25 protein-coding genes are annotated in these 26971 nt (G+C 67.7%); 13 read left to right on the forward strand and 12 right to left on the reverse strand.

The genetic code is table 11. From position 1 onward, the window contains the following. Both G3N96_RS28645 and G3N96_RS28650 read left to right on the forward strand, forming a co-directional pair. Positions 1–602 (forward strand): winged helix-turn-helix domain-containing protein (locus tag G3N96_RS28645; RefSeq protein WP_206139264.1); only part of this gene is annotated, 602 nt, incomplete at its 5' end. Continuing rightward, the gene (locus G3N96_RS28650) at positions 599–2038 is read left to right on the forward strand and encodes a heavy metal sensor histidine kinase (protein ID WP_206139265.1); all 1440 of its coding nucleotides are present in this window, start codon (positions 599–601) and stop codon (positions 2036–2038) included. The genes G3N96_RS28645 and G3N96_RS28650, both read left to right, overlap by 4 nt. Before the next feature lie 75 nt (positions 2039–2113). On the opposite strand, the gene G3N96_RS28655 is transcribed toward G3N96_RS28650, so the two are convergent. From G3N96_RS28655 to G3N96_RS28670, 4 genes are all read right to left on the reverse strand, one after another. Beyond that, positions 2114–3154, reverse strand: a complete 1041-nt coding sequence (locus G3N96_RS28655) for a helix-turn-helix domain-containing protein (RefSeq protein ID WP_206139266.1) — start codon at positions 3152–3154, stop codon at positions 2114–2116. Positions 3155–3298: 144 nt separating this feature from the next. Beyond that, entirely contained in the window at positions 3299–4825 is a 1527-nt protein-coding gene (locus G3N96_RS28660) for an amidase (protein WP_124577831.1), read from the reverse strand. 56 nt (positions 4826–4881) lie between these two features. Continuing rightward, on the reverse strand, positions 4882–5940 hold the full coding sequence (locus tag G3N96_RS28665) for a phenylacetaldoxime dehydratase family protein (protein ID WP_206139267.1): 1059 nt from the start codon (positions 5938–5940) through the stop codon (positions 4882–4884). A gap of 96 nt (positions 5941–6036) precedes the next feature. Then, positions 6037–6933, reverse strand: a complete 897-nt coding sequence (locus G3N96_RS28670) for a transporter (protein WP_206139268.1) — start codon at positions 6931–6933, stop codon at positions 6037–6039. Positions 6934–7445: 512 nt separating this feature from the next. Here G3N96_RS28670 and nthA point away from each other — a divergent pair. The 4 genes from nthA (at position 7446) to G3N96_RS28690 (ending at position 10777) form a co-directional block, all read left to right on the forward strand. Beyond that, a complete protein-coding gene (nthA, locus tag G3N96_RS28675) occupies positions 7446–8045 on the forward strand; it encodes a nitrile hydratase subunit alpha (protein WP_124577825.1) in 600 nt (199 codons plus the stop codon). A gap of 44 nt (positions 8046–8089) precedes the next feature. Then, positions 8090–8743 carry a nitrile hydratase subunit beta gene (nthB, locus tag G3N96_RS28680; protein WP_206139269.1) on the forward strand — a complete coding sequence of 218 codons (654 nt, stop codon included), beginning with the start codon at positions 8090–8092 and terminating at the stop codon, positions 8741–8743. Beyond that, positions 8740–10002, forward strand: a complete 1263-nt coding sequence (locus tag G3N96_RS28685) for a GTP-binding protein (protein ID WP_206139270.1) — start codon at positions 8740–8742, stop codon at positions 10000–10002. Before nthB ends, G3N96_RS28685 begins: the two co-directional genes overlap by 4 nt. Before the next feature lie 187 nt (positions 10003–10189). Further along, positions 10190–10777, forward strand: a complete 588-nt coding sequence (locus tag G3N96_RS28690; RefSeq protein WP_206139271.1) for a LysE family translocator — start codon at positions 10190–10192, stop codon at positions 10775–10777. Positions 10778–10787: 10 nt separating this feature from the next. Here the strand turns inward: G3N96_RS28690 and G3N96_RS28695 are convergent, their stop codons facing one another. Continuing rightward, positions 10788–11633 carry an AraC family transcriptional regulator gene (locus tag G3N96_RS28695; protein WP_206139272.1) on the reverse strand — a complete coding sequence of 282 codons (846 nt, stop codon included), beginning with the start codon at positions 11631–11633 and terminating at the stop codon, positions 10788–10790. 175 nt (positions 11634–11808) lie between these two features. Between G3N96_RS28695 and G3N96_RS28700 the strand changes: the two genes are divergently transcribed. Beyond that, positions 11809–12603, forward strand: coding sequence for an SDR family NAD(P)-dependent oxidoreductase (locus tag G3N96_RS28700; protein WP_206139273.1), 795 nt, complete (start codon positions 11809–11811; stop codon positions 12601–12603). Between the two features lie 27 nt (positions 12604–12630). On the opposite strand, the gene G3N96_RS28705 is transcribed toward G3N96_RS28700, so the two are convergent. The 5 genes from G3N96_RS28705 to G3N96_RS28725 form a co-directional block, all read right to left on the reverse strand. Then, positions 12631–13005: a hypothetical protein gene (locus tag G3N96_RS28705; protein ID WP_089442751.1), complete on the reverse strand. Its 375-nt coding sequence runs from the start codon at positions 13003–13005 to the stop codon at positions 12631–12633. Between the two features lie 214 nt (positions 13006–13219). Continuing rightward, a complete protein-coding gene (locus G3N96_RS28710) occupies positions 13220–14290 on the reverse strand; it encodes an AI-2E family transporter (RefSeq protein ID WP_124577806.1) in 1071 nt (356 codons plus the stop codon). Between the two features lie 129 nt (positions 14291–14419). Beyond that, entirely contained in the window at positions 14420–15529 is a 1110-nt protein-coding gene (locus G3N96_RS28715; protein WP_206139274.1) for an NADH:flavin oxidoreductase/NADH oxidase, read from the reverse strand. 142 nt (positions 15530–15671) lie between these two features. Beyond that, positions 15672–16358 carry a type 1 glutamine amidotransferase domain-containing protein gene (locus G3N96_RS28720; protein ID WP_124577802.1) on the reverse strand — a complete coding sequence of 229 codons (687 nt, stop codon included), beginning with the start codon at positions 16356–16358 and terminating at the stop codon, positions 15672–15674. A 393-nt stretch (positions 16359–16751) separates the two neighbouring features. Further along, complete coding sequence (locus G3N96_RS28725) at positions 16752–17780, reverse strand: substrate-binding domain-containing protein (RefSeq protein WP_206139275.1); 1029 nt, start codon at positions 17778–17780, stop codon at positions 16752–16754. Between the two features lie 187 nt (positions 17781–17967). On the opposite strand from G3N96_RS28725, the gene G3N96_RS28730 reads away from it, so the two are divergent. Together G3N96_RS28730 and G3N96_RS28735 are read left to right on the forward strand one after the other, a co-directional pair. Then, positions 17968–19545 carry a glycoside hydrolase family 68 protein gene (locus G3N96_RS28730; protein WP_206139276.1) on the forward strand — a complete coding sequence of 526 codons (1578 nt, stop codon included), beginning with the start codon at positions 17968–17970 and terminating at the stop codon, positions 19543–19545. A gap of 175 nt (positions 19546–19720) precedes the next feature. After that, positions 19721–21358: a glycoside hydrolase family 32 protein gene (locus tag G3N96_RS28735; RefSeq protein WP_206139277.1), complete on the forward strand. Its 1638-nt coding sequence runs from the start codon at positions 19721–19723 to the stop codon at positions 21356–21358. A 96-nt stretch (positions 21359–21454) separates the two neighbouring features. On the opposite strand, the gene G3N96_RS28740 is transcribed toward G3N96_RS28735, so the two are convergent. Then, the gene (locus tag G3N96_RS28740; RefSeq protein ID WP_206139278.1) at positions 21455–22204 is read right to left on the reverse strand and encodes an SDR family oxidoreductase; all 750 of its coding nucleotides are present in this window, start codon (positions 22202–22204) and stop codon (positions 21455–21457) included. Positions 22205–22360: 156 nt separating this feature from the next. Continuing rightward, complete coding sequence (locus G3N96_RS28745; RefSeq protein WP_206139279.1) at positions 22361–23278, reverse strand: LysR family transcriptional regulator; 918 nt, start codon at positions 23276–23278, stop codon at positions 22361–22363. Positions 23279–23585: 307 nt separating this feature from the next. Here G3N96_RS28745 and G3N96_RS28750 point away from each other — a divergent pair, with 307 nt between their 5' ends. From G3N96_RS28750 to G3N96_RS28765, 4 genes are all read left to right on the forward strand, one after another. Continuing rightward, complete coding sequence (locus G3N96_RS28750; protein WP_206139280.1) at positions 23586–25070, forward strand: PLP-dependent aminotransferase family protein; 1485 nt, start codon at positions 23586–23588, stop codon at positions 25068–25070. 94 nt (positions 25071–25164) lie between these two features. Then, complete coding sequence (locus tag G3N96_RS28755) at positions 25165–25602, forward strand: carboxymuconolactone decarboxylase family protein (RefSeq protein WP_124577788.1); 438 nt, start codon at positions 25165–25167, stop codon at positions 25600–25602. A 10-nt stretch (positions 25603–25612) separates the two neighbouring features. Beyond that, the gene (locus G3N96_RS28760; protein WP_206139281.1) at positions 25613–26035 is read left to right on the forward strand and encodes a cupin domain-containing protein; all 423 of its coding nucleotides are present in this window, start codon (positions 25613–25615) and stop codon (positions 26033–26035) included. Between the two features lie 252 nt (positions 26036–26287). After that, positions 26288–26971 (forward strand): TetR/AcrR family transcriptional regulator (locus G3N96_RS28765; RefSeq protein WP_206139282.1); only part of this gene is annotated, 684 nt, incomplete at its 3' end.

The following is a 26971-nucleotide window of genomic DNA, read 5'->3' on the forward strand; positions in this document are numbered from 1 at the left end:
ACGGCAAGGACGGGCTGTTCCTCGCGCTGCACGAGGATTTCGATCTCGTCGTGCTCGACGTGATGCTGCCGGAAATGGACGGCTTCGAGGTGCTCAAGCGGCTGCGCGCGCAGAAGCAGACGCCCGTCATCATGCTGACCGCGCGCGACCGCGTCGACGACCGCGTGCGCGGGCTGCGCGGCGGCGCCGACGACTACCTGACCAAGCCGTTCTCGTTCCTCGAGCTGATCGAGCGGCTGCGCGCGCTGACGCGCCGCGCACGCGTGCAGGAATCGACGCTGATCTCGATCGGCGACCTGCGCGTCGACCTGATCGGCCGCCGCGCGACCCGCGACGGCGCGCGGCTCGACCTGACCGCGCAGGAATTCCAGCTGCTCGGCGTGCTCGCGCGGCGCAGCGGCGAGGTGCTGTCGAAGACGACCATCGCCGAACTCGTGTGGGACGTGAACTTCGACAGCAACGCGAACGTCGTCGAAACGGCGATCAAGCGCCTGCGCGCGAAACTCGACGGCCCGTTCACGGACAAGCTGCTGCACACGATCCGCGGCATGGGCTACGTGCTCGAGGCGCGCGAGGACGGCGACATCGAGAGGCCCGCATGAAACGCTCGATCGTCCTGCGGCTGTCGGCGATGTTCGGCATCGTGTCGCTGCTCGTGTTCACGCTGGTGGGCTGCGGGCTGTTCGTGATCATGGAGCGCCAGCTGTTCGCCGAGCTGCGCGCGACGCTCGACACGCGCACCAAGGTGGCCGAGATGATCGTGTCGCATGCGACCACGGCCATGCGCGGGCGTCTCATGCAGGAAAAGCTCGCCGACCTCGAACCGCCCGACGGCTCGACGCACTACCAGGTCGACAGCCCGAATCCGGATTTCCGCTTCGGCACGCCCGTCGACGGCGAGCGCGTCGGCGCACCGTTCGGCGCGTTCCAGCGCTATGCGCTGAACCACAGCACCTACGACGTGATGACGAAGACCGTCACGGTGGCCGGCAACGGCGAGCGGCCGCCGCTGAAGCTGATCGTCGCCAGCTCGTGCGAGCGCACGCAGCGGATGCTGCGCCGCTTCGGCTGGACGCTCGCCGGGCTGATCACGATCGCGACGATCATCACGCTGCTGCTGAGCCGCGCGGTGGCCCGCTTCGGGCTCGCGCCGCTCGACAGGCTGTCGCAGGACGCCTCCGCGATCAGCCTCGCGAACCGCCGCCAGCGGCTGCAGACCGACGCGCTGCCGCCCGAGCTGCGCGACCTCGCCACGTCGTTCAACGGTGCGCTCGACCGCATCCAGCAAACCTACGCGCGGCTCGAGGCGTTCAACGCGGACGTCGCGCACGAGCTGCGCACGCCGGTCAGCATCCTGATCGGCCAGACCCAGGTCGCGCTGACCAGCCGCGACCGCACGGTCGAGCGGATGCAGCGGACGCTGCAGTCGAACCTCGAGGAATTCGAGCGGCTGCGCGTGATCATCAACGACATGCTGTTCCTGTCGCGCAGCGACCGCGGCGAACGCGCGACCGACCTGAAGGACGTGTCGCTCGCCGACGAGGTGCGGCGCATGCTCGACTTCCTCGAAATCCCGCTCGACGAGGCGCAGTTGCGTGCCGAGCTGCATGGCGATGCGCGCGCGGCCGTCGATCCGTCGCTGTTCCGCCGCGCGATGACGAACCTGCTGATCAACGCGATCCAGCATTCGGCGCCCGGCGCGACGGTCAGCGTGACGATCGTGCGCCGTGACACGCTCGTCGAAATGTCGGTCACGAACCCCGGCGAGCCGATCGATCCCGCCCGGCGCTCGCACGTGTTCGAGCGTTTCTACCGGCTCGAGGAAGCCCGCGCGAACAGCAAGGAGAATCACGGGCTCGGACTGTCGATCGTCAAGGCCGTCGCCGAGATGCACGGCGGCAGCGTATTCGTCGCGTGTTCGGGCGGCATCAACACGTTCGGCTTCTCGGTATCGACGAAACCCTGCGCCGGCGGCCCGCTGCCCCCGGCCGACCGGCACGAGACCCGGCCGGCGCACGCGCCGAGCGCACTGCACTGACGGCGGCCGCGCCAGTCGACGTCCAGCCGCGCTTCCGACCGGCGCTTGACTGCCGCGAACGCCGCCCGGGACGGGTTACGCGTGCGGTTTGCCGCCCTGCTCGCGCCACGCCCGCGGCGACATCGCAAACCGCTCCCGAAACACGCGACTGAAATGCGACATGTCGTTGAATCCCCAGCGCAACGCGATGTCGGACACGCGCAGCACCGCGCATTGCGGATTCGCAAGATCCTGTGCGCACCGTTCGAGCCGCAGGTTCAACACGTAACGCATCAGCGACGTGTTTTCGGCCTCGAACAGCTTGTTGATGTACCGCGACGACATCCCGATCGACCGCTCGATCATCATCGGGCTCAGCTCCGGATCGTGCAGGTGCTCGACCAGATGCCGTTTGACACGCGTCAGCGTCAACGCCTTCATCCTCGATTGCGCGAGGTCGTTGCGCTGCATGCCCCCGAGCGTCATCGCGATCAGCGAGATCGCGGTATCCGACAACTGCCGCATCTCGTCCTCGGTCACGCTGCGGATCTGCGACGACATCTGCTCGAGAAACGCACGCATGACGCTGCCGACGCCCTCCCCGGTTTGCGTCGGGCAGGCCGTGCGGTGTTCCACCCCGATCACGAGCTGGTTCAGGGTCGCGCGGGGAATGCTGACGACGATCTCGCGCCACGACTGGCCGAACTGCAGGTGGTGAGGTCGGGTCGCATCGTAGATCGCAAAATCCCCGGGGCGCAGCGTGACGATCTTGCCGTCCTGCTCGACCGATTGGCTGCCCTCGAGCATCAATACGCCGAAATACTTGTCCTCATACTCGCTCCGCGCCTGGCGATAGCGCCGAATCACGGCCTGCTCGCTTGCGTAGATTTCCGAGATTCGCATCTTTTCGCATTTGCGCTGCCGCACCTGGCCGAAGAAATCGGCTTTCTGCACGGCCGCGATCTGCACGTCCGCGAACAAACGCAGAATCGTCTCGCGCCAAAACTCGATACGCTGGCTGACCGAGCCGTCGGTCGCCACCTCGATCGCCGAATTCGTCCATTCGTCCGGCGGGCTGCCGGACGCCGGGCCGGGCGCGTCGCCGCTTGCGGCGGGCGGGAAAGGACGCATCGTCATGATCGTGCCCCACATGGGTTTGCCAACACGCAGCCGGTAGCGTGCCCGTTCAAAAGCGCATTGTCCAATCGGCAACCGTGCAAGCCGCGTTGCCGGCGGGACCGACATGCGGCGCGGCGGCGATGCGCTGCCGCGCCGGGCATGTCATGCGAATGTCGTCTGACGCCAGTCGGAAGACTGTTCATACGCATAGGCGCAGCGGTAGATCGTCGCCTCGTCGAAGCGGCGCCCGACCAGTTGCAGCCCGATCGGTAGATCGTCGGCTACCCCACACGGCAGCGACATGGCCGGATGCCCGGACACGTCGAACGGCGCGGTATTCGCGAGCATCTCGAACGCCCGCGTCAGCGATTCGGACATCGCACAGCCGGGCTTCGGCAGTTCCGACGCGCGGATCGGGACGGTCGGCATCAGCAATACGTCATGCGACTGCAGCGCCGCGTCGTAAGCCGATCGCAAGCGTCGCGCGAGGTTCTGGCACTTCGCGTAGTAGCGCCCGCGATACCGGCTCGTGAAATATTCGCCGAGCAGCATCGTCACCTTCACGGTATCCGGCAGTTCGTCGGCGCGCTCGCGCCAGCCCGCGTGATGATCGATCATGCCGGTCACGTACAGGCCGCCCCAGTTGAAACCGTGGCTGTTGCCCTTCATCATCTGCTGCGTCGCACCCTCGGCCGCAATCGGCAGCCAGATAGCGGTGCCGGCCGCATGCAGCGGCACGGACACGTCGTCGACGCTCGCGCCCAGCTTGCGCAACTGGCGCGCGGCGACCCGCACGGCCTCGTCGACCGCTTTCTCCGAATTCGCGAGCCCGAACGCCTCGCGCAGCATACCGATCCGCAGGCCCGAGATGCCGTCGCGGATCGCACCGAGATAATCGGCGCGCGGCGGCAACATCCGTTGGCGCGGATCGAGCCCGTCGTCGCCCGCGATGACGTCTAGCAGCAGCGCGTTGTCGAGCACTGTGCTCGTCATCGGCCCGAGATGATCGACGGTCGCCTCGATCGGCATCGCGCCGGTGTATGGCACGAGCCCGTGCGTCGGCTTCATCCCGTAGATGCCGCAATAGGCGGACGGGATTCTCACCGAGCCGCCCTGGTCGCTGCCGAGCGCCATGTCGACCTCGCCGCTCGCGACCAGCGCGCCACAGCCGGACGACGAGCCGCCGGCCGAGTGTCCTGCCTTGCGCGGGTTGTGCACCGGCCCCGACGCGCTCGTGTGCGAGCCGCCGGAAAAGCAGTAGTACTCGCAGGTCGCCTTGCCGGCGATCGTCGCGCCGGCGTCGAGCACCCGCGTGACGACGGTCGCATCGATATCGGGCACGTAGCCCTCGAACGTGCTCGCGCCGTTGCGCATCGGCACACCGGCGACGCAGATGTTGTCTTTGACGGCCACCGTCCTGCTGCGCAGCTTCCCGTCGGCGGCGCCGTGGATCGTGCTCTTGCGCGCCCATGCGCCGTAACGGTTCTCGTCGCCTTCCGGGCGGAAGCCGGGCGTGCGCGGATACGAGACGGCGGGCAGATGGTCGGGCAGCGCGTCGATCACGTCGTACGCGTCGAAGTTCGCCTGCAGCGCATCGTCGTATTCGGCGAGTTGGCGGGAATCGACATGAAAGCCGAAGCCGGCTGCGATGTCGGACAGTTGTTCGCGGGTCGGGCGTTTGATGGCCATCGACATTCTCCAGTTTGGTAAGCCGCACCGCCAGCGTTGGCTGGCGCCGGCGGGGTTCAGCGGGCGATGGCGACGGCGTCGCGCATCAGGCCGGTGCGCGGATGGCAGTTCACGTATTCGTAGACCTGATGTTTTGCGTCGAAGACGGAAACCTCGTGATACAGCCGCAGTTTCGACAACCCGGCGACGACGCGGAAGAACGTGACGAAGATCCGCAGGTGCGTCGGATGGGATTCGGCCCAGCGCTCGAGGCGGTCGAGCGAGCGCCAGTGGCCGATGTTGTAACTCTCGTCGAGCATGTTGCCGTCGAGATCGATCGAGCGCACGTAGCGATTGCTGTAGCAGCCGACGTCCTTGCCGTTGTCGCGCAGGAACTCCATTCCGCTGCGCAGCGTCGGCTCGATCTCCTCGAGATACAGTCGGCGCTCGTCGTTCTCCGCCGCGCGCCAGTCCTGACCGGACCGAATCAACGCGATGTTGTCGTGTGCAAGTACGACCACGCGGCCGCCGCGCGCCGGATCGCCCTCGACGATGCGCAACTCGCCGTTCGCGTTCATCCAGTCCGTCTGCGAGATCGGGAAGCGGTCACGCATCGATCCCCAGTAGCCGTGCTCCTCGATCTCGCCGCTGACGTCGTCCATGATCGCGCCGACGCCGGGGAAATCGCTCGTAAATGCGTAAAGCGTCTCGAACTGCTCGGCGCGCGGCGCGACGATTTCCCGGAAGTAGCCGATCCCGTCCGCGAGGCGTGCGTCGGAAGCCCACCATTCGACGATGGCCGGCGACGCAATCCAGCGCGCATACGCGGCCGGATCGCGCCAGTAGCCGACGGCAATCAGGTTCTCGTAGCCCTGGTCGTCGGTGTGTTGTGTCAGGTCGAAGTTGTTCGGGCCGTCCTGCGCACCGAAATCGGCGACGATCCGGCGCAATGCGGCCAGCGCCGCTGCGCGCTTGCCGGCGCCGCTGTATTGCACGCCGAAATAGCCCATCACGACCTGGCTCAGGTCTTCGGCGGCCCGGGCGACGTACATCGGGAACGGCGGCTGGTAATCATCGGCGACGCGGCGTGACAACGTCCGCGGGCAGATCAGGTGTTTGTCGATGGCGGATTCCATGCGTGACCTCTCTGGAAAGGGAATCGGGTGTCGAGGTATCGACGTGGGGAGACACGTAGCGACTTGCACCGGGCATATCCCGGCGCATGCGGGTTGTCAGAAGATGTGCGCGTAACGCAGGCCGGCGAGCAGGCTGTTCTTCGGGCCGTTGCGCACGCTCAGGTCGGTGCCGAGCTGGATTTGCACCTGGTCGGCCTTCGTCACGAACTTCGCCGCGGTGATCCGCAGACGCGTCGTGCGCAGCGCGTCGTTGTTGTCCGCGCCGTCGACGCTCGTTTCACCGCCCCAGAGCTGGGTGATGCCGATCCCGAGCGACGTGCCCGGATCAGGCATGTAACGCACCATCGCCTGCGCGCTGTAGCTCATCCGCTGATGCAGCGTCGCACCGTTCGCGCCGTACGACGTGTTGTTGCCGTACCAGATCGCGTCGCCGACGAGATCGAGCGCCCACTGCGGCGAAAAGTGCTTGACGTAGGCCGCCTGGAAATCCAGCGACCAGCGATTGGCGCCGAGATTGAGACCACGGTTCTGGTCGTAACTCCCGGTCGGCGCGTAAACGTAGACCGTCGCGGCGACGACGTCCTTCGCTTCGTTCAGGCGGAACTTCAACGGCGCGGTCAGGATCACGTCGCCGATACCGTTCGTACTGCCAAGCGCGCCGGCGTTGCCGAAGCTGCTGATGTGGCCGAACGGCAGCAACACCTGCGGATCGATCGTGAGCCTGTCGGTGAGTTGGAACACATGCAGCAGACGGGCGATGCCGACATTGGACTGCAGATCGAAATCCGACGTCCGGTGGCCATTTGCGTAGTACGCATTCGTCGCCGAATAGTTGTAGTACAGCACGCCGATCGTCGCGCCGGTCGGATACTGCTCGTAGTCGCCCGGATCGACCTCGACCGCGCCTGCGTAATGCGATGCGACGACCATCAGCGACAAGCCGATCCTTCGCGCGATTCGCTTCAGTTTCATTCTGTTGACGCTGTCCATCATGCTCCTCACCTGGATGCGCAGACACCGCCACGTTCGACGTACGACCAACGGGAACGGTGGCCGGACGGTGGCATCGCGGGGTGCTGGCTGACTGTTATTCCGCCGGTCCTCGGGAGAGTGCCGACGATTCGCGACACCGGACGGCCATCGCTTGAGGGTGAGAATAGAAAGGCAAAATCCGCATTTCTGTTTTCCGACGGAACAAGAAATAGGCTGTGGCGGACCTCCGTAGCCGGTGCCATACGGTGGTCGTCAAACGCGCGCCGGCTGCCGCCTCTGCGTGCCGGACGCCCGGTCGATGCCGTGAATCGCCGCGCATCCGGTGCGCGTCGGCGCCTGCCGCCCACGGGGGCCGTCTCGGCACAGTTTCCGATCCGTGCCGGCAAAGAACCGCGCTTTTTCTCTTCTTACCCTGCTCGTCGAGCGTGACCGACATGGCGCGCCCCCACCCCGCCACGGCAGTCGCAACGCCGTGGCGGCGGTCGCCCCGAACCACGACAAGGAGCCCCACGATGAACACGATTCCTTCCGAGGAAACACCCTCGACGCCCGGCGAACGCGCATGGGCGCTGTTTCGCGTGATGAAAGAGAAGAACCTGATTCCCGACGGCTATATCGAAAATCTGACCGAGCTGATGTCCACGACCTGGGATCCGGCCAACGGCGCGCGCATCGTCGCGCGCGCGTGGGTCGACCCGGCGTTTCGCGAACTGCTGCTGACGGACGGCACGGCCGCATGCGCGCAGTTCGGCTACACCGGCCCGCAGGGCGAATACATCGTCGCGCTCGAAGACACGCCGACGCTGAAGAACGTGATCGTCTGCAGCCTGTGCTCATGCACGAACTGGCCGGTACTCGGGCTGCCGCCCGAGTGGTACAAGGGCTTCGAATATCGTGCACGGCTCGTCCGCGAAGGGCGCACGGTACTGCGGGAGCTCGGCACCGAGCTGCCCGACGACGTCGTCGTGAAGGTCTGGGACACGACCGCCGAAAGCCGCTATCTCGTGCTGCCCGTGCGGCCGGCCGGCAGCGAGCACATGACCGAGGAACAACTGCGCACGCTCGTCACCAAGGACGTGCTGATCGGCGTTGCGCTGCCGCGCGCGCACTGACTCGCCCCCCGTTTCGCTCTCGACCTTCATCTCGGAGATCACATATGGACGGCTTTCACGACCTCGGCGGATTCCAGGGTTTCGGCCCGGTGCCGCATACGATCAACAGTCTCGGCTACAAACCGGTCTTCAAGGAAGACTGGGAGCATCTCGCGTACAGCCTGATGTTCGTCGGCGTGGACCGACTGAAAAAATTCAGCGTCGACGAGGTACGTCACGCAGTCGAACGCATCGACGTGCGCCAGCACGTCGGCACGCGCTACTATGAGCGCTACGTCATCGCGACCGCAACATTGCTCGTCGAAACCGGCGTGCTCGCGCAGGATGAACTCGACCGCGCGCTCGGTTCGCATTTCCGGCTCGCGAACCCGCCGCGATCCGCCGGCCGCGCGGCCCCATCCGAGTCGACGCGGTTCGAGGTCGGCGATCGCGTCGTCGTTCGCGACGAATACGTCAGCGGACACATCCGCGCGCCGGGCTACGTTCGCGGCAAGGCAGGCGTCGTGTTGCACCGGACGACCGAATCGTGGCCATTCCCGGATGCGATCGGCCACGGCGACACCGGCGCCGCGCATCAGCCGACCTATCACGTCGAGTTCCGCGTGAAGGATCTGTGGGGCGACGCCGCCGACGACGGCTATGTCGTGGTCGACCTGTTCGAAGGCTACCTGGATCGCGCGTCCGGGCAGAGCACATGACGACGCCGGCAAATCGACGCGTGCCTGCGGCCCCGGCGCCGAGGATTCCGGTCACCGTGCTGTCCGGCTTCCTCGGCGCCGGAAAAACGACGGTGCTGAACCACATCCTGCGCAACCGCGCCGGCCTGAAGGTCGCCGTGATCGTCAACGACATGAGCGAAGTGAACGTCGACGCCGACGACGTGCGGCGCAATGTCGAGTTGCATCGAGGCGAGGACGAACTGGTCGAAATGACCAACGGTTGCATCTGCTGCACGCTGCGCGCCGATCTGCTCGAGCAGATCAGCACGCTTGCGCGGCAGCGTCGCTTCGATTATCTGCTGATCGAGTCGACGGGTATCTCGGAGCCGATGCCGGTCGCGGAGACGTTCGCGTTTCTCGACCGGGACGGTTTCAGCCTCAGCGAGCTCGCGCGGCTGGACACGCTCGTCACGGTGGTCAACGGCGAGACGTTCGAGGACATGATCGCTTCGGCCGAACCGGTCGCGCGCGACGCCCCGCTCGCGAACGGCGGCGATGCCGATCCACCGCGCAAGCTGTCGGATCTGCTGATCGAACAAGTCGAATATGCGAACGTGATCCTCGTGAGCCGACTCGACCGGATCGGCCACGCGGGTTTCGAGCGGCTGCGCGCCATTCTGGCGTCGCTGAATCCATCGGCGCGCATCCTGCCGATGCAGCACGGCAAAGTCGATCCGTCGGACGTCCTGGATACGCGGCGCTTCGATCTACCGGCGCTCGTCGAATCGCCGGGATGGATGCAACGCATGCAGGCCGACGAACGCCCGTCGGAATCGGATGCGTACGGGGTCGTGTCGTGGGTCTATCGCGAACGTGCGCCGTTTCATCCGGCGCGCCTGCTCGCGTGGCTGAATCGCCCCTGGACCAACGGCCGACTGCTTCGCTGCAAGGGATATGTCTGGGCTGCGCACCGATATGCGGAAACCGCCATGCTCGTGCAGGCCGGCGACGCGTTCCAGTGGGGTTACGTTGGCCGATGGTGGCGGTTTACCCCACCGTCGGACTGGCCACACGACGACTATCGTCGCGACGGCGTGCTGAAGAAATGGGAGGAACCGGCTGGCGATTGCCGGCAGGAAATCGTGTTCATCGGGCAGTCGATCGATTACGTCCAGTTGCGTCGCGAACTTGATGCGTGTCTGCTGACGGTCGCGGAAATCGCCTCAGGCCCGGCGTCTTGGCGCCAGTTTCCGGAAGCTGACAGGTTCGACACGCTCGCGACTCCCGCCCATCCGTGAAGGGGGATTCGACGGCGTCGGTTGCAACGCCTGCATCCGACGACTTTCGGTCGGCCAGTGGGCGTTGCGCCCGGTTCAGCGTGACGTGAATCCCGATAGCGCCGCCAAGGGCAGTTTTCTTCAATACGGGCCCGTGCGGCGCCCGTAGTCTCGATGCGACTTTCGACCTTTCGCATGGAGACACCCAATGAGCATGCTGGTTTCGATGGCCGCGTTCGCGCTCGCCTCGTCGATCACCCCCGGCCCCGTCAACATCGTCGCGCTCAGTGCCGGCGCACGTCACGGCCTCGGCGCGAGCCTGCGCTATGCGGCCGGCGCGACGCTCGGCTTCGTCGCGCTGTTCCTGCTGATCGGCCTCGGGCTGCACGCGGCGCTCGCGCGCTGGCCGGTGCTGACGACCGCCACGCAGTGGTCGGGGATCGCGTTCCTGCTGTATTTGGCGCTGCGGCTCGCGCTCGATGACGGCCGGCTGTCGGCCGACCCGGACGTGGCCGGCCCGTCGGCGGCGGCCGGCGCGGCGATGCAGTGGCTGAATCCGAAGGCGTGGCTCGCGTGCGTGGCCGCGATGGGCGCGTATGCGGCCGATGGCGACCGGACGCAGGTCTGGCAGTTCGCCGCGCTGTATCTGGTGATCTGTTTCGCGTCGATCGCGTGCTGGTCGTATGCGGGTGCGTCGCTGCGGCACCGGCTGGCGAACGCGCGGCACATGCGCGTGTTCAACCGGCTGATGGCGCTGCTGCTCGCGGGCAGCGCCCTCTTCCTGCTCGACGTGTAGCGCGTGCCGTTCAGCTCGTCGCGCTGCGGTACTGGCCGGGCGTCGCGGCCGCGATCCGCCGGAACGCGCGCTGGAAATGCGCCTGGTCGGCGAAGCCCGCGTCCAGCGCGACGTCGGCGATCGGCCGGCCGCGGCGCAGCTCCGTGCGGCCGTACTGCACGCGGCGATCGATCAGGAAAGCATGCGGCGTCATCCCGTAGCGGGCGTTGAACGCGCGGATCAGGTATGACGGCGACAGATCGGCCGCCGCGCAGATCGCATCGAGCGTGACGCCCTCGCGGCAATGCGCGGCGATGTAGTCGGCCGCGCGCGCGAGCCGGGCGTTGTCGTCCCCGGCGCGCGGGCCGGGCAGTTCGCGATCGAGCGCGCCGTGCAGCGCCGTGAAGAACTCGACCGCCGCGCTCTCCTTGCCGAGCGGATCGATGCCGGGCGCGACGAGCGTGCGGTAGAAGCCGCCAAATTGCGCGAACAGATCCTGGCGCTCCGTCAACTTCGGCGAAAAGCCGTGAAAATCGCTGTTCGGATCGCGGCCCAGCGAATGCTGAAGCCGCGCGAGCCACGGCACGTCGACATAGACCATCCGGTACGCCCATGCGTCGGGGCCATACGGATTGCACGCATGCACCTGTTCCGGATCGATGATCACGAGTACGCCGCGCCCGACGTGCGCGTTCGTCGCGCCGTTCACGTAGGTGCTCGTGCCGCCGACGATCGCGCCCACCGAAAACGTGTCGTGCGTGTGCTTCGCGTAGCAGATCGCGCGGCCGTCGTCGACGGTGCGCGCCTCGATGAACGGCAGCGCGGCATCCCGCCAGAACGGTGACGGGACGACGGATCGGTTGGCGGTACGGCTCACGCGGCGGGCTCCCGGTTCGGACGGCGAACGCTCACCGTACAAGACTGTGCGGCGCCGCGCAACCGGATCGGCGGATCGCGGCTTCCATACCGGATCGCGTCGTTTCGCCTAAGCTTTGAATTTCGTCCGCCGCGGCACCCGCAGCGATTCCGTTCATTCCTCTCCCGTCACGCACATGCATATCGATCTGAAAGGCAAGACCGCGGTCGTCACCGCCTCCACCGCCGGCATCGGGCTCGCGATCGCCGAAGGGCTCGCGCGCGCCGGCGCACGCGTCGTCGTCAACGGCCGCAGCGATGCGTCGGTGCAGTCAGCGCTCGCGCACCTGCGCGCCGCCGTCCCCGATGCGGACCTCGACGGCGTCGCGGCCGACCTGTCCGATGCCGCCGGCGTTGCGCGCGTCACGCAGCACACGCCGGCGGCCGACATCCTCGTCAACAATGCAGGGATCTACGGCCTGAAGGCGTTCTTCGACATCGACGACGCCGAATGGGAACATTACTTCCAGATGAACGTGATGTCCGGCGTGCGCCTCGCGCGGCATTACCTGAAGGGGATGATCGAACGCAATGCCGGGCGCATCGTGTTCATTTCGTCGGAATCCGGCCTGAACATCCCGGTCGACATGATTCACTACGGTTTCACGAAAACCGCGCAGCTGTCGATCGCCCGCGGCCTCGCGAAGCTCGCGGCCGGCACGAACGTGACGGTCAACTCGGTGCTGCCGGGGCCGACGATGTCGGACGGCGTGCGGGCGCTGCTGAAGGAAACGGCCGACGAAACCGGCCGCAGCGTCGAAGACGTGGCCGTGGATTTCGTGCGCAGCCAGCGCTCGAGCTCGATCATCCAGCGGCCGGCGACGCCGGAGGAAGTCGCGAACCTGGTGGTCTACGTGTGCTCGCCGCTCGCTTCCGCGACGACGGGCGCCGCGTTGCGGGTGGACGGCGGCGTAGTGGACACGATCGCGTAACGGCGAACGGGTAAAGCCGCCGCCGCGCTAGCGCGACGCGGCCTTGCCCGGCTGGAGCGTGCCCTTGCGGTCGGCGTTCATGCAGGAATCGAAACCGTATTGCGTGACGACGCCGGCCCTGTCGAACACGACGAAATATTCGCGGTGATCGTTGCCGTGCTCGATGAAGTAGTTGTAGCAGACGCCGTTGCCGTTGCGGACCATCCATACGCTGCGCGGATTGCCCGCGGCCCGGACGACATCGGCGCGCGTCGCGCCGTGCCGCGACGCGGCCCTCGCGAGCGGCGTGCGCGAATACGAGAACGGCAGCCACGAATCGAACCACGCGCAACCGTGCAACATCAGGCAGCTGGCGGCTAGGGACAGCGTCGCTGCGGGACGGGACATCGTAATCAATCGCATGCTTGGGAAAATCGGCCGCGCCATGTCGGCGTAATCGAAAGCCCCATGCTACTCGACCTTTGGGTCCGGATCGAAAAGAAATGTAGAGATCTTTATCCGAATCCTTGCATTGCATGCTGCGGCACACGCGTGGTCGGCGCCCGTCGCGGCGGCCGATGCACGCTTGAACACGCATCCGTACCGCCGCTTCATGCCGCCGCCTCGGCACGCATCGTCATGCAATCCATTCGGCCCACAGCATCGTCAGCACCGTCATCAGCGCGGGGCCGACGAACAGCCCGATCAGGCCGAACGTCTCGGCGCCGCCGAGGATGCCGAACAGCACGAGCAGGAACGGCAGCCGCGCGGAACTGCCGATCAGCACCGGCCGCACGAAGTGCTCGGCGACGAACACGACGACGAACCCGAGCACGGCCACCACGATCGCCCACATGGTCGCGCCCTGCACGAACAGCCAGAGCGCCGCGCCGCAGAACACGACGGGCGCGCAGAACGGCAGCATCGCCGCGATGGCCGTGACGAGGCCGAGCAGCGCCGCATGCGGGACGCCGGCCAGCGCATACGCGATACCGAGCAGCGCGCCCTCGCCGAGCCCGACGACGACGAGCCCCGTCACCGTGCCGAACACGGCCGCGACCATCCGCTCGATCAGCTCCGCGCCGCTGCGCCCGAACGCGCGCCGCGCGCCCTGCAGCAATGCCCCCGACAGCTTGTGGCCGGCGCGCAGGATCACGAACAGCGTGACGAGCATGAAGCCGAATTCGAGCAGCGCGTGCGCGAGCTTGGTGCCGAACTGCCGGCCGAACGCGAGGAATTTCTCGCTGTTGACGCCGTGCATCGCGGTGGCCGCATGCAGCGGATGGGCGAGGTTGGCCTGCCACCATTCGGTGATCTGCGCCGCGCCGTAAGGCAGCCTCGCGACCACGTCCGGCACCGGGATGCCGTTTTCCTGGATCGTGCGCAGCCACTCGCGCAGGTCATGCACCTGGCCGATCGCCTGGGTCGCCGCGACGGCCACCGGCAGCACGACCAGCAACGAGATCGCCGCCGTGATGACGAGCGCGGTGAGCGTCGGGCGGTTGCGGAACAGCCGGTGCGATTCGAAGCGCTTCAGCATCGGCCACATCGCGATGGCGATCACGCAGGCCCATGCGATGGCGGGAATGAAATCGCGGATCACCCACAGCGCGATGACCAGCAGCGCCGCAACCAGCACGGCGCGGGAAACCTGCTGCGTGCGCGGCCGTGCGGCGGGCTCGGGAGACGACGGGACATGTGCGGCCATGGCACCTCTGTCGAAATGAAAAAAATGACGGTTCGCGCAGGCAACCGGCCTGCGCGAACCGCCATTCTATCCATCGGTGCCGAATCGGCGGCGCATGGGATGCGCGCGCCGCCCCGGCGCCACGCCCGCTCAGGCCACCTTGTCGGCGCTCCGGTACCGCTCGAGCCAGTGCGCATACGGTGCGGGCAGCGTCCACGACGGACGCTCGACGCCGAGCTGCCTGGCCGCGTAGTACGGCCAGTGCGGGTCGGCCAGATGCGCGCGGCCGACCATCACGAGATCGAGCTGCTCCTCCGCCACCACGCGGTTCGCGAGTTGCGGCGTGTCGATCCCCCACGCGGACGACACCGGCAGCCCGGCCTCGCGGCGCACGCGTTCGGCGATCGGCGCGAGGAACGCCGGGCCCCACGGGATCTGCGCGTCGGGCGTCGAGAACCCGACCGACACGCTCAGCATGTCGAGCCCTTCCCGCTTCAGCCGCTGCGTGAGCGCGATCGACTCGGCGAGCGTCTCCTCGTCGCGGCCGTCGTACTCGATCACGCCGAAGCGCGCGGTCAGCGGCAGATGCTCCGGCCACACCTTGCGCACGGCGGCCAGCGTTTCGACGAGAAAGCGGCCGCGGTTCTCGGCCGAGCCGCCGTATTCGTCGTCACGCTGGTTCGCATGCACCGAGAAGAAGCTCTGGCCGAGATAGCCGTGCGCGAAGTGCAGTTCGAGCCATTCGAAGCCCAGGTCGCGCGCGCGCTTCGCCGACGCAACGAAGTCGGCCTGCACGCGCGCGATGTCGTCGCGCGTCATCGCGCGCGGCGTCTTCGGCAAATGCGCGCCGAACGGCACGGCCGACGGCGCGATGGTCTGCCAGCCGCGCGGATCGCCGTCGGCGATATGGTCGTCGCCTTCCCACGGACGGTTCGCGCTCGCCTTGCGGCCCGCGTGCGCGATCTGGATCCCGGGCACCGCGCCGGCCGCCTTGATCGCCACGACCGACGGCGCGAACGCTTCGGCCTGCGCATCGTTCCACAGCCCCGCGCAACCCGGCGTGATGCGCCCTTCCGGCGACACGGCCGTCGCCTCGGCGATCACGAGGCCCGCGCCGCCACGCGCGATGCCGGCCAGATGCACGTGATGCCAGTCGTTGACGACGCCGTCTTCCGCGACGTACTGGCACATCGGCGGCACCGCGATGCGGTTGCGCAGCGTGACATCCTTGAGTTTGAACGGTTCGAACAGGGCAGACATCCACGGCTCCTTTGCTTGGTTCTGCAAAACGACTGGAAACGCGTCGTGCAACGTGCACGACGGAACGATTCGGGCCGTCGACGGGCCGGCCTGCGCCCGGCGACGGATACGGGACGGCGCCGGCCCAGCCGGCGCCCTTGGCTCAACGGCGGCCGAGCTGCGCGAGCAGCGCCTCGGCGGCAGGCTCAGACGACGCGGGGTTCTGCCCCGTGATCAGCAGCCCGTCGGTGACGACATGCGGCGCCCAGTCGGCGCTGCGCTCGAACGCCGCGCCATTGGTCTTCAGCATGTCCTCGACGAGGAACGGCACGACTTCCGTCAGTTCGACGGCCGCTTCCTCGCTGTTGGTGAAACCCGTCACACGCTTGCCGCGCACGACCGATTCGCCGGTCTGCGGGTTCTTCACGTGACGCAGCACGCCCGGCGCGTGGCACACGGCCGCGACCGGCTTGCCGGCCGCCAGCGCGCGCTCGATCAGGCCGATCGAATGCAGATCCTCGGCGAGATCCCACAGCGGGCCGTGGCCGCCCGGGTAGAACACGGCGTCGTAGTCGTCCACGGACACGTCGGCCAGCTTGCGCGTCGCAGCCAGCTCAGCCTTGGCCGTCGCATCGGCGTCGAAGCGGCGCGTCGCGTCGGTCTGGGCCGTCGGGTCACTGCTTTTCGGATCGAGCGGCGGCTGACCGCCCTTCGGCGACGCGAGCGTCAGCTCGACGCCCGCATCCTTGAACGTGTAGTACGGCGCGGCCAGTTCCTCGAGCCAGAAGCCGGTTTTCTTGCCGGTGTCGCCGAGCGTGTCGTGCGAGGTCAGGACAACCAGAATCTTCATGATCGGACACTCCTTCGAAAATGGATGACGGGAACGGGGCCGCTCGACCGGCAAACCGGCTGGTGGACGCGGCACGCCTGTGGGTTAGTCAGCTGTGACGCGTCAACGTGCGACCCGTGTATCCGAATGCGACTTGTGTCTATTAGACCAGTCGTCTAGAACAATTCGAAATAAAACGACGGCGTCTCGCTGCATCGCCAGCATCACGGCGCGAAATGGCATTTTCGCGTCTTCGTTGCCTGCGCCGCGGACGTCGTCGCATTCATGGGAACGGATGATAGCCCCTGATTAGACCGGTCGTCTAGTAACCCTTGCCATCGTCATGGCCTTTTCGGTGGAGCGCGATCCGCCGGCGTCTACCGTCGCTCGCGCCTCTCACCTGCACCGCGTCGGCTAGCCGCGCAACGGGCCGTCCGTGTCACCCGCCTCGATCGCCGGTGCTTCGAGCCGCTGCTCGCAAACCCCGTCGCCCAGCAGCCGCAGCATCAGCTCCGCCAGTGCGCGCCCCGACGCGTGGCCGGTCGGCTGCACGACCGCCGTCACGCGATACGGATGCGCGATATCCGGCGGCACGCCGTCGTAGACGATCAGAGACATGTCGTCACCCAGGCGCAGACCGCTGTCGACGAGCGCCCGAAACGCCCCGCCGCCCGCGATGTTGTTGTCGACCAGCAGCGCCGTCGGCCGCTCGGTGCGCGCGAGCAGCGCCCGCGCCGCCTGCAACCCGCCGTCGTGCGTAAACGGACACTCGACCAGCAGCGCCGGATCCGGCTCGATGCCGGCTTCGCGCAGGGCCGACAGATAGCCGGCACGGCGCTGCGCGGCGAAATTAAGCGCCAGCGGCGCGCTGATCATCGCGATGCGCCGGTGCCCGAACGCCGTCAGCCGACGTACCGCGTCCCGCGCGCCGGCCTCGTTGTCGAAATCGAACCACGCATACGGCTCGGCCACCTGCGTCCGGCCGTAGGCCACATACGGGAACGCGCTCTTTTGCAGATACGCGATGCGCGGATCGTCGACCAGGGTGCGCGCGACGATCAGCCCGTCGACGAGTTTGCCGTCGACGATGCGCCGATAGGTGTCCAGTTCCGCGTTCGGCCGCGCCGACGCGATGATGAAATCGAGATTGCGTTCAGCGAGCCGCTCGGTGATGCCCGCGACGACCTCGCCGAAACGCGGATCGGCGAGATCGCCCGCGCCGAACGGGTAGACGATCCCGATCATGTCCGCGCGCCCGGTCGCGAGCCGGCGCGCGGTCGGATCCGCCACATAGCCCATTTCCCGCGCAGCCCGCGCCACGCGCTCGCGCGTCGCCTCGCTGACGTCGTCGTAACCGTTCAGCGCGCGGCTGACCGTCGTCCGCGACAGCCCGAGCGCGTCCGAGAGCGCCTTCAGATTCACTTTCACCGTCGTTCCTCGCATTCGCCGATCCGCCCGGCCGCCCGACGTCCGGGACGCACCGACCGGGTAATTATTTCCAATGAGTAACGATTACCGTCAAATAAATATCTTTTGCGTTCCAAACCGGTTTGAAATAGCATCCAAACCGGTTTGGACATCGATGCCCACTCAGCCGTTCACTTTCACTTTCCCAGGAAACGACGACGAGATGACATACTTTTCCCTTTTCCGCCCGACGGCGGCCCAACGCTTGTTCCTCGCTGGCGGCACACTCGCCGCCTTCGCGTCCGTCGCGCATGCGCAGTCCGGCGGCACGGGCGCACCCCTGCCCACGCCCCATACGCAACAGGCCTACGATCCCGAGGGCAACTTCACGATGCGCTGGACGCGGGCGGACATCCGCCAGATCGTCGCGCAGTCGCATACCGCCGGCGCCGACAAGAACTCGCTGCCGCAAGCGCTGACGATGCCGGACATCCCGCAGGATTTCCCGCTGATCAACTCGAACGTGTGGGTGTGGGACACGTGGCCGCTCGCCGACCTGCGCGCGAACCAGCTCAGCTACAAGGGCTGGGAGGTGATCTTCTCGCTCACCGCCGATCCGCATGCGGGCTACACGTTCGACGACCGTCACGTCCATGCGCGCATCGGCTTCTTCTACCGTCGCGCGGGCATCCCCGCGTCGCAGCGCCCCGCGAACGGCGGCTGGACCTGGGGCGGCCACCTGTTCCCCGACGGCGCCAGCGTCAAGGTGTTCGGCACCGCGCCGATGACCAACAACGCCGAATGGTCGGGCTCCGCGCGGCTCACGCAAGGCGACAACGTCAGCCTCTACTACACCGCGACGTCGTTCAACCGCTCGGCGCCCGGCGGCGCCGACATCACGCCGCCGCAGGCGATCATCACGCGCGCCGACGGTCACATCCACGCCGACGCCACGCACGTCTGGTTCTCCGGCTTCGACGATCACAAGGCGCTGCTGCAACCGGACGGCAACTACTACCAGTCGGGCCAGCAGAACACCTACTTCTCGTTTCGCGACCCGTTCGTGTTCACCGATCCCGCGCACCCGGGCAAGACCTACATGGTCTTCGAGGGCAACACGGGCGGCCCGCGCGGCGCACGCACCTGCACCAACGCGGATCTCGGCTACGCGCCGAACGATCCGTACAAGGAAGATCTCAACGCGGTGATGAATTCGGGCGCAGTGTATCAAAAGGCCAATGTCGGCCTGGCGGTCGCGACGAACCCGCAATTGACCGAGTGGAAGTTCCTGCCGCCGATCCTGTCGGCGAACTGCGTCGACGACCAGACCGAGCGCCCGCAGATCTACCTGAAGGACGGCAAGTACTACCTGTTCACGATCAGCCACCGCACGACGATGGCGGCCGGCGTCGACGGGCCGGACGGCGTGTACGGCTTCGTCGGCAACGGCATCCGCAGCGACTTCCTGCCGCTGAACGGCGGCAGCGGCCTCGTGCTCGGCAACCCGACGGATTTCTCCGCGCCGGCCGGCGCGCCGTATTCGCAGGATCCGAACCAGAATCCGCGCGAATTCCAGTCGTATTCGCACTACGTGATGCCGGGCGGGCTCGTCGAATCGTTCATCGATGCGATCGGCGCGCGCCGCGGCGGCACGCTCGCGCCGACGGTGAAGGTCAACATCAACGGAACGTCGACGGCGGTCGATCGCGCCTATGGACGCGGCGGGCTCGGCGGCTACGGCGATATTCCGGCGAACCTGCCCGCGACCGGCGCCGGCCACAACGGCGGCAACGGCCAGTGAAAAATCGGGATAACCAACAATAACGAACGCTGGTAGAGGCACGGGGTTAGGGAGGCGCCGATCGCGCGTGTCGCGTGCGCGCCTCCTCTTTTTTCTTCCATCCATCGCGCACACCGCCGTTGAAAGCGGCTGTGCCCTCCTTTCCCGCTTTGCACGACGAAGCACGGGACCCCGCATGATATCGACGTCTTTCCGCTTTTCCGTCCGCATCGCCCGGTGGCTGCTCGCCTGCGTGGCCTGCACCCAGGTCATCGCCGCGCCTTGCCACGCGCCGGCCGACAACGACACGCCGCAATGGCGGCCCGCGCTCCACTACACGCCGCAGCGCAACTGGATGAACGACCCGAACGGGCTCGTCTACGACAACGGCCGCTATCACCTGTTCTATCAATACAATCCGCTCGGCCGCGACTGGGGCAACATGTCGTGGGGCCACGCGACGAGCACCGATCTCGTCCACTGGCGCGAGCAGCCGGTCGCGATGCGCGCGAACGCGACGGAGGAAATCTTCTCCGGCTCGATCGTCGCCGACACGCTCAATACGTCCGGCCTCGGCAAGCCGGGCCATACGCCGCTCGTCGCGCTTTATACGAGCGTGTACCAGGCGGGCTCCGGTCACGCGCCGGGCGTCCAGGCGCAGTCGCTCGCGTACAGCCTCGATCAAGGCGCGACCTGGCAGCCGTACGCACGCAATCCGGTGCTGACGCTCGATCCGGAATCGAAGCAATTTCGCGATCCGAAAGTGTCGTGGTATGCGCCGGGCGGCTACTGGCTGATGACGACGGTCGTCGCCGACGCGCACGTCGTGAAGCTCTATCGCTCGGACGACCTGATCCACTGGAATTTCCTGAGCGACTTCACGCGGCCGGGCGTGCCGCACGACGGCACGCTGTGGGAAATGCCCGACCTCGTGCCGCTGCCGCTCGACGGCGACCCCGCACGCATCCGCTGGGTCATGATCGTCAACGTCAATCCGTGGTCGATCGCCGGCGGCTCCGGCGCCATGTATTTCGTCGGCGACTTCGACGGCCGCACGTTTGTGCCGGACCGCATTGCGCCCGCCGGCTCCGATCCCGCGCAATTCCGCTGGGTCGACCATGGCGCGGACTTCTACGCAGCCGGCACGTTTTCGGGCGCGCCCGGCTCACGGCCGGTCGCGATCGCGTGGATGAGCAACTGGGATTACGCGGCGAAAGTGCCGACCACGCCGTGGCGCGGCGCGATGACCCTGCCGCGCGAACTGTCGCTGAAAACGATCGACGGCGAACCGACGCTCGTCGCCGCACCGGCCGCCGCGTTCGACGCCTGGGCGGACGCCAGGCCCGCCGTGCATGAAGGCGATCTCGCGGTCGATTCCACGATACGCGCGCTGTCGGCCGTGACGCGCGGCGTCGTCCAGCGCATCACGGTCACGCTCGCGCCGCAGCACGCGGCGCGTGCCGGCCTGATCGTGCGGCGCTCGGCGGATGGCGCGATCGGCACCCGGATCGTGTATGACACGGCAAAGCGCACGCTGACGCTCGACCGCTCGCAGTCCGGCGCAACCCATTTCGCCGACACGTTCAGCCGCGAACACATCGTGGATCTGCCGCTCGAGCAGGGGCAGTTGCGGCTCGAAATCGTCGTCGATCGCGGTTCGGTGGAAGTGTTCGCGAACGGCGGCCGTGTCGCGCTCACCGACCTGATCTTCCCGCCGCTCGATGCGGACCGCGTCGCCGTGTTCGCCGAACACGGCCGCGCGACCTTCTCCGGGCTCACGGTGACGCAGCTCGAAGCCGGTGGTGACGGGCATAACGCCTGTGCGGCGCGATAGATGCGATGGGCGGACGGCCATCGGTCCTGCATGTGACAGGGGCTGCCCGCCCGGCATCTCGCCGGCCGGTTGCAGCCCCCGCCGGAGCCCCACCGATCAGAGCAAGCCCATCCCGCCCGATGCGATGATCTCGGCGCCGACGATGAACGCGGATTCCGGCGCGCTCAGATGCAGCACCGTCGACGCGATCTCGTCCGGCGTGCCGAACCGGCCGACCGGGACGAGGCCCTTGATCTTGTCGGCCGTTGCGTCGAGCGTGGCCGCATCGAGCCCGAGCTTGCCGTAGAGCGGCGTCTGCACGGGCCCGGGGCTCACGACGTTCACGCGCACGCCGTGCGGCAGCAACTCCGTCGACAGCGTCTTCGCGAACGAATTGACGGCCGCCTTGCTCGCCGCGTACACGGACGAGCCGGGCATCCCGATGTGCGCGTTGATCGAGCCGTTGATCACGATCGACGCGCCGCGGTTCAGCAGCGGCACCAGCGACTGGATCTGGAAATACGCGCCCTTCACGTTGGTGTTGAACACGAGATCCCACATGGCCTCGTCGCTGTCGGCGAACGGCGCGAGCTTCGCGACGCCCGCGTTGATGAACACGGCGTCGAGCCGCGCCCCCGCCGATGCGATCGCATCGGCCAGCGCGCGGGCCGACGCGACGCTGCCGGCCTCGTTGCGGATCGCCAGCGCGCCTTCACCGAGCGTTTGCCGCGCGGTCTCGAGCGTCTGCGCATCGCGCCCGGTGATGATGACGCGCGCGCCTTCTGCCGCGAATGCCTTGGCCGCCGCCAGGCCGATACCGCTGTTGCCACCCGTGACGAGGACCGTCTTTCCTTCGAAGCGTTGCATGATGTTCTCCTGTGAACCGGTGACTTGACCGTGAACACAGGATGCGCGCCGCGCCCGGTCATGCCGTACGACGGGCATGACGAACATGTTCGAAATCATCGAACGTGTTTGGGCGGAGGGATTCGATTGCCTTGTGCTGTTCCGTTCCGCGCCGCGTCAGCCGGCCACGTCGATGCCGTCGAGCAGGCGCTGCGCGAGCCGCGGTTCGCGCAATTGCTCGAGCCACCATTGCAGCGCGCGGCCGTCCCGGTCGCCGTGCCATGCGACATACAGCAGGTTCGGCTCGCGCGGATCGGCCGTCTGTTTTTCCACGAGTTCGCCACGGGCGAGCAGCGACGCCACGCGCCGGCGCGGCACCCAGCCGACGCCGAGCCCGTCGCGCTGCGCGAGGATCTTCGTGCGCATCGACGGCACCGCCAGCACTGCCTGCCCGCCGAGCAGGCCATACGCGCGGCCGACCGCACGCCGCGACGAATCGGCGACGACGACGGCCCGGTGCGCGCCGATCGCGTCCCGCGTCAGCGCGCCGCTCACGGCGGCCAGCGGATGGCGCGGCGACACCGCGAACACCCACTCCATCGCGCCCAGCTCGAACCACTTGAAACCGGGAATGGCCGGCGGCTCGTTGGTCGCGCCGATCACCAGGTCCGCGCGCCCGTCGCGCAGCGCTTCCCAGGTCCCACCGAGCACTTCGTGCGTGAAACGCAGCGACACGCCCGAGTCGAGCGTATCGAACGCGCGGACGACCGGCAGCAGCGTGTCGAACTCCAGCACCTCGTCGCTGACGATCCACAGCCGGTCCTCCCAGCCGCTCGCGACCTGCCGCACGCGCTGCGTCAGCCGCGCGACGTCCAGCGCCAGCCGCGCCGCCTCGTCGGTCAGCAACTGGCCGGCCGGCGTGAGCTGCAGCCGGTAGCCGCGCCGGTCGAACAGCAGCGCGTCGAAGCGCGTTTCGAGCTGGCGCGCCGCGTGCGACACCGTCGACGGCGCCTTGCCGAGCCGCGCGGCCGCGCGCGACAGGCTGCCGGTGGCGCGGATCGCGTCGAGCAGCGCAAGTTCGTCTTCAGACAGCATGGGCACGCTCCGGTGTGGGGGTGTCGTGGATCGTAAGGCAGCGGCGGGCCGAGGTCCAATCGCGCGACGGGGCTGCGTCGTCTGACGATGCCCGTCCCCCTGACGGACGCCCCCCAGGCCAGCGATGCACGACGCACCGGTTCGCCGGCCACCCGCGTCGCCCTGCCCGGATGCCTTGCACCGTGCGGCCGGTTCGTGCATCGAGCGAAACCCGCGAAGCCGTCACGCCGCGCGGAATTCCCCATTCTTTCGTCGCCTTCGGTATGCTGATCGCCACGAAATTTCAGCAAGCGAGGTAACCACTGCGATGGACATCGCGATCCGCATCGAAGGCCGTCACGACCTGACGGGGCAGATCTTCCGGCAACTGCGCACCGCGATCGTCGACGGGCGGCTCGCCGGCGGCGCGCGGCTGCCGTCGACGCGCGACCTCGCGAAACAGCTCGGCGTATCGCGCAAGACGACGCTCGACGCGTTCGAGCGCCTCGTCGCCGAGGGCTACCTGAATACGCGCGCGGGCGACGGCACGTTCGTCGCCGACGGCCTCGCGCGCGTGCCGCACGCCGCGGCCATGTCGGCGCCCTCCCTCGTCGAATACACGCCGCGCATCGACGCCGTCGATCCGCGTGCACTGTGGGACGACCTGCCCGACGCGCTCGCGATGCCCGCGCCGCAGGACACACCGGGCTTCGACTTTCGCGGCGGCGTGACCGACAAGGCGCTGTTCCCGTTCGACGCATGGCGGCGCTGCCTGCATCACGCGCTGCGCCAGCAGATGCGCGGCCCCGCCCGGTACCACGACCCGGCCGGCGATCCGCAATTGCGCGGCGCGATCGCGCGCTACGTCGCGTTCAGCCGCGCGGTCGCGTGCGGCTGGGACGACGTGCTCGTCACGCAAGGCGCGCAACAGGCGCTCGACCTGATCGCCCGCGTCGTCGTGCGGCCGGGCGATGTGGTGGCGGTCGAGGATCCCGGCTATCCGCCCGCGCGTGCCGCGTTCGCGTCGCTCGGCGCGACGGTGATCGGCGTGCCGGTCGACGCGCACGGGCTGGTGACGGAACGGCTGCCCGACGACGCGCGCCTCGTCTACGTGACGCCGTCGCATCAGTTCCCGCTCGGGATGCCGATGACGCTGGACCGGCGCGTCGCGCTGCTCGAATGGGCGCAGCGCCGCCGCGCGGTGATCATCGAGGACGACTACGACGGCGAGTTCCGCTTCGAGGGCCGGCCGGTGGAATCGCTGAAGAGCCTCGACCGCACGGGCCTCGTCGCGTATGTCGGCACGTTTTCGAAGACGATCTTTCCGGAGCTGCGGATCGGCTACGCGATTCCGCCGCGCGCGCTGCGCGGCGCGCTGACCAAGGCGAAGCAGATCGTCGACTGGCACACCTGCACGCTGACGCAGGCGGCGCTTGCACGCTTCATGCTCGAAGGCGATTTCGCGCGGCACCTGAAGCGCGTGCAGAAGCACTACGATGCGCGCCGCAAGATGCTGATCGCGCATCTGCGCGGCGAACTCGCGCCGTGGTTCGACGCGATCGTGCCGACCGCCGGCATCCACCTCGCGGCCTACCTGAAGCAGGGGCGCGACGAAGCGGCGCTGGTCCGCGCGGCCCGCACGCAGGACATCGGCCTGTACGGCATCTCGTCGTTCCACGTCGGCGTGCCGGTGCGTGCGGGGCTGCTGTTCGGCTATGGCGGGATCGACACGCTGCGCATCGACACGGCGCTCGCGACGCTGGCCGGCCTGCTGGGTTCGGACGCCATTGGCGGCTCGGCACTGGTTACCTGAATTTTCCAGAAATTGGCCATTCAAGCAGGCCAGCGCGGGTCTTAAAGTGAGTCCTGTCGCGCCACCGCGCGCTCCAACCGAAAAAGGACCTGCCATGCAACCGCGCCTGAACTTCTACACTGCCAGCCCGAATGCGATCAAGGTGATGCGCAACGCCGAGGAATTCCTCGCGAAGAGCTCGATCGAGAAGCCGCTCGCCGAACTCGTCCGGCTGCGCGCGTCGCAGATCAACGGCTGCGCGTTCTGCGTCGACATGCACACGACCGACGCGCGCAAGGGCGGCGAAACCGACCGTCGCCTGGCCACCGTGGTCACGTGGCGCGAGACGCCGTTCTTCACCGAGCGCGAACGCGCGGCGCTGGAATGGACCGAGGCGCTGACGCTGGTCGCCAGCAACCACGTGCCCGACGCCGTCTGGGAAGCCGTGAAGCCGCACTTCACCGACGAGGAGCTGTTCGACCTGTCGATGCTGATCGCGACGATCAACTCGTGGAACCGCTTCGCGATCGCGTTCCGCAAGATGCCCGAGTAAGGAGGCGACGATGATGGACGCCACGCTCCGTCGCGCCGCCCTGTGCGCCTCGCTCGCGGCCGGCGTCGCGCTGCTGCCGGCCGCTGCCCGGGCGCACGACGCCGGCGGCAACGTGCACACGGTCCTGCAACAGGCCGTGCCCGAAGCGCCCGGCAAGCTCGCGGTCGTCGCGACCGTCGACTACGCGCCCGGCCAGGCTTCCGAAGCCCATCGGCACCTCGGCTCGGTGTTCGCGGTCGTGTCGAAAGGCGAAGTGCTGTCGCAGGTGAACGGCGGCCCGCTGCACCGCTTCCGCGCCGGCGAAGGCTGGTATGAAGCGCCCGGCTCGCGCCACACGGTGTCGCGCAACGCGAGCGCGACCGAGCCGGCTCAGCTCGTCGTATTCGGGTTGACCGGCGAACACGTGCCGCTGACGTCGCCGATCGACAAATAACGGCTTGTCGGGGGTGCTTGCCATCGTCCAGGCACGCGCCCCCGCTTCGCGGCCGGTTTTCCATGCCGCGGCTCTGCCACGCCTCCCCGTTTCTCCATTAGCTGCTCCCTACACTCCGCCGCCGGCCGGCCGCACCGCGTCACGTCACCTCCCCGCCCACCCGCGTCCCCATTCGACGCTCGCCTGATCGCGATCAACTCGGGCGCAAACCCTTCCTTGAAATTAACTAACTCATCAATTAGCGTCGATTTCATGAACGCGAAATCCACCGTCGCCAGGCCGCGCGGGCGCCGCCCGTCGGTCGACGATTTCGACCTGCGCGACCACATGCTCGACGTCGCGATGCAGCTGTTCGCCGAGCGCGGCATCGCCGCGACGACCGTCGCGCAGATCGCCGCCGCCGCCGGCGTCACGTCGGCGATGGTCCACTACTACTTCACGAATCGCGAGCAGCTGCTCGACGCGATCGTCGAGGAACGGCTCGCGCAGGTCATCGCGTTCGTGTGGCGGCCGACCGAGCCGCAGATCGAAAACGATCCGTTCGCGCTGGTCGCCGAACTCGTCGACCGCTTCTTCGACGTCACGCACCGCATGCCGTGGCTGCCGTCGATCTGGCTGCGCGAGATCGTCCATGAGGGCGGATTGCTGCGCGAGCGGATGGTTCGGCGCATTCCGCTCGAACATGTCGGGCGCTTCGCCGAACGCATCCGCGGCGCGCAGCAGGCCGGCACGCTGAACCCCGCGCTCGAACCGGCGTTCCTGTTCCATTCGATCATCGCGCTGGTGATGCTGCCGCTCGCGACCGCGAAACTGTGGCAAAGCGTGCGCGGCGGACTGCCGCCGATCGACCGCGACGTGCTGCACCGGCACGTTCGCGCGCTGCTCGGGTCGGGCATGCAGCCGCCGGCCGCCGCGCCGCGCGCACGGGCCCGCTCG

This window comes from Burkholderia sp. Se-20373 (assembly GCF_017104705.1).
Lineage (GTDB): Bacteria > Pseudomonadota > Gammaproteobacteria > Burkholderiales > Burkholderiaceae > Burkholderia.

Bases quoted from the DNA above. Each gene is read 5' to 3' on its own strand.
- nthB (WP_206139269.1), top strand. From the start codon at position 8,090: ATGGACGGCTTTCACGACCTCGGCGGATTCCAGGGTTTCGGCCCGGTG.
- G3N96_RS28730 (WP_206139276.1), top strand. From the start codon at position 17,968: ATGACATACTTTTCCCTTTTCCGCCCGACGGCGGCCCAACGCTTGTTC.
- G3N96_RS28715 (WP_206139274.1), bottom strand. From the start codon at position 15,529: ATGTCTGCCCTGTTCGAACCGTTCAAACTCAAGGATGTCACGCTGCGC.
- G3N96_RS28710 (WP_124577806.1), bottom strand. From the start codon at position 14,290: ATGGCCGCACATGTCCCGTCGTCTCCCGAGCCCGCCGCACGGCCGCGC.
- G3N96_RS28760 (WP_206139281.1), top strand. From the start codon at position 25,613: ATGATGGACGCCACGCTCCGTCGCGCCGCCCTGTGCGCCTCGCTCGCG.
- G3N96_RS28650 (WP_206139265.1), top strand. From the start codon at position 599: ATGAAACGCTCGATCGTCCTGCGGCTGTCGGCGATGTTCGGCATCGTG.
- G3N96_RS28720 (WP_124577802.1), bottom strand. From the start codon at position 16,358: ATGAAGATTCTGGTTGTCCTGACCTCGCACGACACGCTCGGCGACACC.
- G3N96_RS28665 (WP_206139267.1), bottom strand. From the start codon at position 5,940: ATGGAATCCGCCATCGACAAACACCTGATCTGCCCGCGGACGTTGTCA.
- G3N96_RS28740 (WP_206139278.1), bottom strand. From the start codon at position 22,204: ATGCAACGCTTCGAAGGAAAGACGGTCCTCGTCACGGGTGGCAACAGC.
- G3N96_RS28670 (WP_206139268.1), bottom strand. From the start codon at position 6,933: ATGATGGACAGCGTCAACAGAATGAAACTGAAGCGAATCGCGCGAAGG.
- G3N96_RS28750 (WP_206139280.1), top strand. From the start codon at position 23,586: ATGGACATCGCGATCCGCATCGAAGGCCGTCACGACCTGACGGGGCAG.
- G3N96_RS28735 (WP_206139277.1), top strand. From the start codon at position 19,721: ATGATATCGACGTCTTTCCGCTTTTCCGTCCGCATCGCCCGGTGGCTG.
- G3N96_RS28700 (WP_206139273.1), top strand. From the start codon at position 11,809: ATGCATATCGATCTGAAAGGCAAGACCGCGGTCGTCACCGCCTCCACC.
- G3N96_RS28755 (WP_124577788.1), top strand. From the start codon at position 25,165: ATGCAACCGCGCCTGAACTTCTACACTGCCAGCCCGAATGCGATCAAG.
- G3N96_RS28685 (WP_206139270.1), top strand. From the start codon at position 8,740: ATGACGACGCCGGCAAATCGACGCGTGCCTGCGGCCCCGGCGCCGAGG.
- nthA (WP_124577825.1), top strand. From the start codon at position 7,446: ATGAACACGATTCCTTCCGAGGAAACACCCTCGACGCCCGGCGAACGC.
- G3N96_RS28655 (WP_206139266.1), bottom strand. From the start codon at position 3,154: ATGACGATGCGTCCTTTCCCGCCCGCCGCAAGCGGCGACGCGCCCGGC.
- G3N96_RS28705 (WP_089442751.1), bottom strand. From the start codon at position 13,005: ATGCGATTGATTACGATGTCCCGTCCCGCAGCGACGCTGTCCCTAGCC.
- G3N96_RS28660 (WP_124577831.1), bottom strand. From the start codon at position 4,825: ATGGCCATCAAACGCCCGACCCGCGAACAACTGTCCGACATCGCAGCC.
- G3N96_RS28745 (WP_206139279.1), bottom strand. From the start codon at position 23,278: ATGCTGTCTGAAGACGAACTTGCGCTGCTCGACGCGATCCGCGCCACC.
- G3N96_RS28690 (WP_206139271.1), top strand. From the start codon at position 10,190: ATGAGCATGCTGGTTTCGATGGCCGCGTTCGCGCTCGCCTCGTCGATC.
- G3N96_RS28725 (WP_206139275.1), bottom strand. From the start codon at position 17,780: ATGCGAGGAACGACGGTGAAAGTGAATCTGAAGGCGCTCTCGGACGCG.